Raw genomic sequence first — 8,186 nt, 5'->3', positions numbered from 1 at the left:
TCACGCCAACGGATCGGTGGGTTTATATCCCATGTTCGCAGAGAACAGGAGAAGGGAAAGGAGGGAAGATGTACTCGACCTTCTGGAGGAAAAAGGTTTTGAGATCCGCACGGTGGTCGATTACACCGCTGCTGAGGAGGATGGCCTGTTTCTGGAAGGGACGGGCAGTATTATCATGGACAGGGAGCACCAGAAGGCGTACTGTGCCCTTTCTCCCAGGGCCGATGAAGGCCTTTTCATCGAGTTTTGCGAAGACATGGAGTGCACCCCTGTGATCTTCACCGCTTACCAGTCTGTAGACGGACAGCGCCTGCCAATCTACCATACCAATGTGATGATGTGTATAGCGGAGACCTTTGCGGTGATCTGTCTCGATGCCATAGACGACAAGAAGGAGCGGAAGAATGTGGTTGACCACCTCAGGGGCGACGGGAAGGAGATCATCGCGATCTCCGAAGTGCAGGAACAGCATTTTGCAGGGAATATGCTGCAGGTCATTGGTGGCGGGGAGAAACGATACCTGGTGATGAGTTCTGCGGCTTACAACAGCCTTAATCAGGAGCAGCTCAAAGCGATCCGCCGCCACTGCGAGATCATCCACAGTCCGCTAGATACGATCGAGACCTGCGGAGGAGGGAGTGCCCGTTGCATGATGGCTGAGGTATTCCTGCCTAGAATTGAAGTGCTATCCTAGGTTTTTTCAGGGCCTGGCCCGGGCAATATTGCGGATCATTCCCCCGAAAATAAAGTAATGAAAAGGAAGGATGGTATACCAGTAGAGCCTTCCCCTGAGTCCTTTGGGCCTGAAGGTAGCAGTTTGATGCAGCACGGAATCCTTGTCTATCCTGAATTCCAGCCAGGCTTCACCAGGTAAGCGCATTTCGGCGAAGAGCAGCAGTCGTTTTCCCTTCTTGTCTGCCAGGAGTACCCTCCAGAAATCAAGGGAATCTCCGGGATAGATCTTGTCGGGATGTGTGCGTCCCCTTCTCAATCCCACCCCACCGGTAAGTTTGTCGATAAAGCCGCGTATCTTCCACAGCCAGTTGCCGTAATACCATCCCTGTTCACCCCCGATGCGCCAAATGTTTTTCAGGACGGCGTCGGGATCGTCAACCTTTATCTTCTTTTCGTCTTTTAAGACACCGTATTTTGGAACCTGGATGTATTTTTCCAGGTTTTTTTGGAAGCGTCCGCTGACCATACTGTCCTTCCAGCTGCTGACTACCAGGTTTTGTTCGATCTTTTTAAAGGCCATGTCGATGGCCTCCAGATAGGTGTGGGTCTCCAGGCCGAGCAGTTCCTGCAGCCGGTTGTCCCTGGCCACGACTTCCATTTTCATGCTGTCGACCAGGTTGACGGCGAGTTTGTAAGAAGTGGAGGTTACAAAATACAGCCAGTAGGAGGAGAGTTTTGGGGTCATCACGGGGACGGTGAAGATCCAGTTCCTGAATCCACGTGCCTTTGCGTATTGTTGAAGCATCTCCTTGTAGGTAAGGATGTCCTTACCCCCTATATCAAATGACTCATCATAGGTGTCCTCCCTGCCCAGTACCCCGGTTAGGAAATTGATCACGTCTCTGATACCAATGGGCTGTGTTTTGGTCAGCACCCACTTGGGGGTGATCATCACGGGAAGCTTTTCACACAGGTCGCGGATGATCTCAAAAGACGAACTTCCGGAACCCACAATGATCCCGGCCCGCAGGACCGTCAGGTGATAGGATCCCTGATAAAGGATGTCCTCAACGTTCTTCCGGGATTTCAGGTGCTTGGATAGTTTTTCCTCATTGACGATACCACTGAGGTAGATCACCTGTTGCACGTTGGTCTCTTTGAGATAGCGGTTAAAGTTTTCTGCAGATAGGGCTTCCTTCTCATCGAAGTCCTCCGTGGAGGAACTCATGGAGTGGATCAGGTAGTAGGCGGCGTCAATATCTACGGGAAAATGGCCTTCTTTCACTTTGCTGAGAAAGTCGATTTCCAGAACCTCAATTTTCCTCAGGGTCTCCTCATCTACGGAAAGCCTTTTTTGGTCCCTAACAGCGCACACAATCTCATGCCCAAGTTCAAGAAGCCTGGGGAGCAACCGCATCCCGATATAACCATTCGCACCTGTCAGGAGGATCTTCATGGATCAGAGGTCGTCTATTTGTGTAGGAGCGTTGTCTGCTTTGAAGTCCATCAGTTTCTTAAAGAACTTCTGCACCGCCTTGGTATCCGAACGCACCTTGATGAAATGATGGTCCCTGTAGATGGAATACACCGCCATGTCTCCCTTATAAAGGGTGAGTTTGTAATACGGGATGACAAGGGCAAAGGTCTCTAACAAGGAACGGAACCTGACGATAATACCCCTGGGCCGGAGCTCGATATTGCAACTGTCCAGGTTATTGTCCAGAATAAGCAGGTTGCGGATCTCAACACTGGAGGCTGTGATAAATAATTTTGGGGAACCGATCCCACCCATGGCCCACCGTTCCTTGAGCGGAAAGGGCTTCCCTACTTCCTCATCGATCTTTTGGGTGAGTTCTTTGTTGTTGTAGGATACGTTGACTAACATTCTCTTTCTTTTTCAATAGCGCCCTAAAGTTACCGAAATCCTTGTGGAATCCTTATTAACAGGATTATAAAAGGTTAAAAAATATGTAGTTTTGCAACTTTAAAGAAGGTTAGTCCCCGCCCATGGAACACCAATTGATCTCAAAGACAAAAGAAGCTGTACACACGCTGTTTGGAGTGGAACTCCCCGCGGTGGAATTACAGCCGACAAGGAAAGATTTTGAAGGAGATATAACCGTGGTGATCTTTCCCATGCTGAGATTTGTAAAAGGCAACCCCGAGAAAATAGGTCAGGCCATAGGGGAGTTCCTGAATGAGGCATTGCCTGAGGTAGACCGCTTCAATGTGATCAAGGGTTTCCTGAACCTCACCCTCTCTGATGAATACTACCTGGGAGCCTTTGCGGACGTGCAATCTGTTGAAGATTACGGAAGAGCAAAGGGAGAAGGCCAGGGGGCCGTCATGGTTGAATATTCTTCCCCTAATACCAATAAACCCCTTCACCTGGGCCATATCAGGAATAACCTCTTGGGGTATTCTGTATCAGAGATTCTGAAGGCCTCAGGGAAGAAGGTCTATAAAACCCAGATCATCAATGACCGGGGGATCCATATCTGCAAAAGCATGCTCGCCTGGAAGCGATTCGGAAAGGGTGAGACCCCGGTATCTACCGGATTAAAGGGTGACAAACTGGTAGGCAACTACTACGTGGCTTTCGACAAAGCCTATAAAAAAGAGATCGACCAGCTGATGGCAGAGGGCAGGAGCCGTGAAGAGGCAGAGCAGGAAGCGCCTATCCTTTTGGAGGCTCAGGAAATGCTGAGGAGATGGGAAGCAGGAGACAATGAGGTGGTCAGCCTTTGGAAGACCATGAATTCCTGGGTTTATGAAGGATTTGAGGAGACGTATGCCCGATTGGGGGTGGATTTTGACACCCTCTATTACGAAAGTGACACCTACCTGCTGGGGAAAGAGGTCGTTGAAGATGGCCTGAAAAAAGGCGTTTTCTTCAGGAAGGAGGACGGAAGTGTGTGGATTGACCTGACGGAAGACGGCCTGGATGAAAAGATCGTCCTGAGAGCCGATGGTACTGCGGTGTACATGACACAGGATATAGGTACGGCCATACAGCGGGTAAAGGACTTTCCCGATATAGATGGGATGGTTTATACCGTGGGTAATGAACAGGACTACCATTTTAAGGTGTTGTTCCTTATCCTGAAAAAACTCGGATTCAGCTGGGCAGAGCATTTGTATCATTTGAGTTATGGGATGGTAGACCTGCCCGAAGGCAAGATGAAGAGCCGGGAAGGGACGGTTGTAGACGCAGATGACCTCATTGATGATATGGCACAAACTGCGGAGGAAATCTCAAAAGAACTGGGGAAACTCGACGGGTATTCTGAGGAAGAGAAAAAAGAACTCTACCGGATCATCGGCCTTGGAGCGCTCAAATATTTTATTCTGAAGGTAGACCCCAGGAAACGCATCCTGTTCAATCCGGAGGAATCCGTCGATTTTCAGGGGAATACAGGTCCCTTTATTCAGTATACCTACGCCAGGATACAATCGATCCTGAGAAAGGCTGATTTTGATAAAGAAAGTATTGATAAAGGTTCAACAAGTTACAAGATCCAACTTCACCTCAAAGAAAGGGAACTTATCAAGCAATTGCTCTTATTTCCAACGGTGGTACAGGAGGCCGCCGAACAATTCAGTCCGGCCTTGGTCGCAAACTACATCTACGACCTGGTCAAGGAGTTCAACTCCTTTTACCAGCAGGTTACTATCCTGGGGGAAGCGGATGCACAGATCAGGGATTTCAGGGTGAATCTCTCTGCTGTTGTCGGGGAGGTGATCCGCTCCGGTTTCGGGTTATTGGGGATACAGGTTCCCGAAAGGATGTAAAAAAGGCCGCTTTCGAGCGGCCTTTTTAAATATTTGTTCTCAGGAAAATTATTTTTCAGAGCTCTGAGCTACAGCAAGACCGTAGATCACGAGTCCGAAGCCTATCTTGTTAACGGCGTCACCAATGTTGTAGATCACATCCATGTTAAGACCGATCTGTCCCAGGCCATCGTACCAGCCGGGAGTTCCTGCCATGTAACCCAATGGGTAGATAGCCCATCCCACGAGTACAAACCAGCAAAGCGTTTTATGGGCTTTCAAGACGGATCCTCCAGCTGCTTCGGCGAGTTTTTTAGCCTCCCCGAACCAGATCTCATAAACGATCCAGAAGTAAGCGATACCGGAGATCAGACCCCAGAAAGCTGCACTGTCTCTGTAAACAGCTTCTCCAAAATATCCGGTTACGAGCATGATCACTGAAGCGAAAATCAACCTCCACATCAGGGATTTCTTGGCTCCGGCCACTTTGAGGATCAGGAAGAATTCAACACACATCAGCGGTACGGTCAGTACCCAGTCTACATAGCGGAAAAAAGTAGGAGACTCAGCGAAACCTGCCCAGTAATCCCTCATGTACCAGTAATGTACAGCTGCAATAAACGTAATTAATCCTGAAACCAGGATTGAAGTTCTCCACTTCTTGTCGAAGCTGTTCATCGACAGGAAGAAAAATGCAGAGGCCGCCATCATGGCCATACAGCCCACGAAGAAGGTAAACCCTACGTAATCATCGGTCGCCAACCTGGAGACCAAGGAAATGGATGATAAAAAATTTTCCATAGAAATAGAATTAGTTAATTTTGTTTAAGCAAACATATGAAAAGTTAAACATAATTTCATAAATTTGAGCCGATAATTTTGAGGATTTGGGAAAAAAACAACAAAATATTAACACTTTCAGCAGTTTTATGATCGTTGCGACGTTTTTCTTCCTTTGGATATCGGTCTATTTCGATGTCAGGGCAGAGGCCGTCCTTTCCTATTTCCTCATATTTACTTTTGGGATCTTTCACGGCTCCAATGATTTAAAGCTCATTCAACAAACCACCGGAAATTCTAAAAAGAATTTTTTTCTTCGGGCCCTGGTGAGCTATGTCACCGTAATTGCTCTCACGGTGGCCTTCTTTTCCTTTTTTCCGGTCCTGGCTTTGGGCTTTTTTATTCTGGCGAGCAGTTACCATTTCGGGGAACAGCACTGGGTACAATACACAGAACGATCACTTTTGACCTATGTATACTTTACCAGCTACGGCATGGTGATCTTTTTTCTGCTTTTTTACTGCCAGGCCGAAGCTGTGTCTCCCATCATATTTGATATTACCGGCATAAATCTGTTGGCAGAACATTACCTGTATACCCTGGCAACCTCGTTCGGCCTCTTTATGGCGATCTATCTCTGGTGGTTGTGGAAAGGGAAGATCCGGGTGAATATGATCAAAGAATTGTTCTTTCTCCTGGTATTCTATATCGTCTTTAAAACAGCTTCCCTGATCTGGGCCTTCAGTATCTACTTTGTGATCTGGCACAGTATCCCCTCCCTGATGGACCAGACCCGGTTCCTGTACGGAAAAATTTCAAAGGAATCCTTACTGTCTTATTTCAGGACGTCATTCGTATACTGGATCTTTTCTATGATCGGACTCGCGGGCCTCTATTACCTTTTCCACGACAGACAAGGCTTGTTCCTGTCTATCATGATCTACTTCCTGGCAGCCATCACCTTTCCCCACGTGATCGTGATGAATCGCCTGAACCGATCCTAAAAACTCACTCTGAAGCTCGCATTGGGGGTGAGGCCCAGGGAAATGCTTTCCACGGTTTCGATCTCGTTCTGGTCGTTGAGTCGATAATAGGTGTTCAGCACATTCCTCTTGCCGAAAATATTGAGTACAGAGGCACCGGCCGTTGCCCTGACTCCCTTGCTGAGGTCAAAGGAATAGATGAGGGATGCGTCAGCCCTTAAGTAATCTGGCAGCCTGCTGCTGTTCGGACTCTCGTAGTTGATCCGGTTCGGGAAGACGGAGATGTCAATGATATTTGCCCCCTCCTGTGGTTTGGTAAAGGGTTTGCCGGTCCTGTAATTCAGGCCGAATCCCAATTTCAGATCCCGGTAATTGTAGGTGGTGGCCAGGGTGGCCGTATGGGTGATGTCCAGGTTGTTAGGAAACTCCGAAGGGGTGATGTCCTCAAAGAAATAGGTGTTCTTGTTGTAGGCGTAGCTCACCCAGCTGCTGAATTTGTTGTTCTTGTAATTGACCAGGAATTCGCCTCCCCGGATGGTATAACTGCCGATCTCCCCGTTGAACTGGTCTTCATTTTGAAATCCCTGGGTGGAGGTGCTGATCCCGTTCACTTCCTTGTAATATCCTTCCAGGCTGAGGAACCAGCGATTCCTGTCGTAGCTGAAACCTAGGGAGCCCTGCTTACTCCTGGTGATAGGCAGGGTGTCTTCGTCCGAAAGGATCCAGCGCCTCTTTTCAATGCCCAGGAAATTCTGTTCCAGGTCGATGATCTGATTGGTGACCTGGTTTTTGAACTCCCCCTGGATTTCGAACCTGAAATCGGGCAGGAGCATATAACTCATGTTGAGTCGGGGTTCCAGGATGACCTCCTCAAAAGTCCCCAGGTTTATCAGATAATTGAGTCGGGCTCCACCCAGGAAGTCGAATTTACCGTCCTCCGAACCGTATTGTATCTCGCTGAACAGCGCATGCGCTCTCACCACCCCTTTGACGTTGCTTAAGAAAGGAGGTTGACTCACATTCGTAAAATTCGTGATCCCCACCTCGGTGAACTGGTAGCCGTTCCTGCTGCTGAGCTTGTCGGTAACGTCGTATTTCGTATTGACCTTGAATGAGGATTCCAAGACCTGGTTATTCTGAAAAAGGGATTGCTCTCCATTGCCGGTGACGTTCTGAGCATCCAGGTTATAGCGGGTATAATAGGTTATGATCTGACTGGTGAACCGGTCTGTCCACCGACTGGCCAGCCGGCCACCGAAGGAAAAATTGGTCTGGTCCAGCAAACTCTGGTCAGACCTGCCCGTGTCCCGGTTGCTTTCCAGGTAGTCCAGGTTGTTGTTGATATAGATAGCACTGATCCTGAGTTTGTGATCCTCGTTGATATCGTACAACAGCTTGCCTGTGAAATCGTAGAAATAGAAATTCTCTTCCCGGTCTATGGCCTCGTCGGCGCCCCCGCCCCCTTTAACTTCTGTATCCTGGAAAGCCCGGTCAAAGAACTGGTTGTAAGTAGGGGTGTTGAGGAAATCGGTTACGGACCTCCGTCCCGAGATCTGCAAGGCGACTTGGTCGGAAAGCGGAATATGCCCATAGACATCCCCGCTGATCAGGTTAAAACCTCCTCCCCCTGAAATTCGGTCCTGCACCTCGTCCCGGGTCTCCATACTGATGATCCCGCTGACCCCGTCCCCGTACTGGGCGCTGGTACCGTTCTTGATGACGGTAACCTTTACGGTCAGATAGGGGTTAAAGGCGGAAATGAGACCAAAGAAATGCCCTGACTGGTACATTTTGATCCCGTCCCAGAGAATGAGGTTTTGATCGTTAGTCCCGCCCCGGATGTTGATGTCAGAGACCGTCTCATCAATGCTTTTGATTCCCGGGAGGGCCTGGACGGTCTGCAGGATATCCGGTTCAGACAGGCCGGGAAGGATTCCGAAATCATCCGTCCTCAGGAGGATGCTGCCGTCTGTCTCC

7 protein-coding genes are annotated in these 8,186 nt (G+C 48.9%); 3 read left to right on the top strand and 4 right to left on the bottom strand.

Annotated elements, in window-relative coordinates; genetic code table 11:
* A partial coding sequence (locus ABYP73_RS09310) for an arginine deiminase-related protein (RefSeq protein ID WP_372974135.1) occupies positions 1–694 on the top strand: 694 nt, incomplete at its 5' end.
* Positions 695–700: 6 nt separating this feature from the next.
* Here ABYP73_RS09310 and ABYP73_RS09305 read toward each other — a convergent pair.
* The gene (locus ABYP73_RS09305; protein ID WP_372944754.1) at positions 701–2,131 is read right to left on the bottom strand and encodes an SDR family oxidoreductase; all 1,431 of its coding nucleotides are present in this window, start codon (positions 2,129–2,131) and stop codon (positions 701–703) included.
* A gap of 3 nt (positions 2,132–2,134) precedes the next feature.
* Positions 2,135–2,560 (bottom strand): hypothetical protein, encoded by a 426-nt coding sequence (locus ABYP73_RS09300; protein ID WP_372944755.1) that lies wholly within the window; start codon positions 2,558–2,560, stop codon positions 2,135–2,137.
* A gap of 122 nt (positions 2,561–2,682) precedes the next feature.
* Here ABYP73_RS09300 and argS point away from each other — a divergent pair, with 122 nt between their 5' ends.
* A complete protein-coding gene (gene argS / locus ABYP73_RS09295) occupies positions 2,683–4,467 on the top strand; it encodes an arginine--tRNA ligase (protein ID WP_372974134.1) in 1,785 nt (594 codons plus the stop codon).
* 48 nt (positions 4,468–4,515) lie between these two features.
* Here argS and ABYP73_RS09290 read toward each other — a convergent pair whose 3' ends face one another.
* On the bottom strand, positions 4,516–5,247 hold the full coding sequence (locus ABYP73_RS09290; RefSeq protein ID WP_372945740.1) for a bacteriorhodopsin-like: 732 nt from the start codon (positions 5,245–5,247) through the stop codon (positions 4,516–4,518).
* Positions 5,248–5,375: 128 nt separating this feature from the next.
* On the opposite strand from ABYP73_RS09290, the gene ABYP73_RS09285 reads away from it, so the two are divergent.
* Positions 5,376–6,230 (top strand): Brp/Blh family beta-carotene 15,15'-dioxygenase, encoded by an 855-nt coding sequence (locus tag ABYP73_RS09285; protein WP_372945741.1) that lies wholly within the window; start codon positions 5,376–5,378, stop codon positions 6,228–6,230.
* Here the strand turns inward: ABYP73_RS09285 and ABYP73_RS09280 are convergent.
* Positions 6,227–8,186 (bottom strand): TonB-dependent receptor plug domain-containing protein (locus tag ABYP73_RS09280; RefSeq protein WP_372974133.1); only part of this gene is annotated, 1,960 nt, incomplete at its 5' end. The two genes, ABYP73_RS09285 and ABYP73_RS09280, sit on opposite strands and share 4 nt — an antisense overlap.

The organism is Muriicola sp., from assembly GCF_041567615.1.
Taxonomy (GTDB): domain Bacteria; phylum Bacteroidota; class Bacteroidia; order Flavobacteriales; family Flavobacteriaceae; genus Muriicola.
This window is presented reverse-complemented; position numbering and strand designations above follow the sequence as displayed.

Bases quoted from the DNA above. Each gene is read 5' to 3' on its own strand.
- ABYP73_RS09305 (WP_372944754.1), bottom strand. From the start codon at position 2,131: ATGAAGATCCTCCTGACAGGTGCGAATGGTTATATCGGGATGCGGTTG.
- ABYP73_RS09300 (WP_372944755.1), bottom strand. From the start codon at position 2,560: ATGTTAGTCAACGTATCCTACAACAACAAAGAACTCACCCAAAAGATC.
- argS (WP_372974134.1), top strand. From the start codon at position 2,683: ATGGAACACCAATTGATCTCAAAGACAAAAGAAGCTGTACACACGCTG.
- ABYP73_RS09290 (WP_372945740.1), bottom strand. From the start codon at position 5,247: ATGGAAAATTTTTTATCATCCATTTCCTTGGTCTCCAGGTTGGCGACC.
- ABYP73_RS09285 (WP_372945741.1), top strand. From the start codon at position 5,376: ATGATCGTTGCGACGTTTTTCTTCCTTTGGATATCGGTCTATTTCGAT.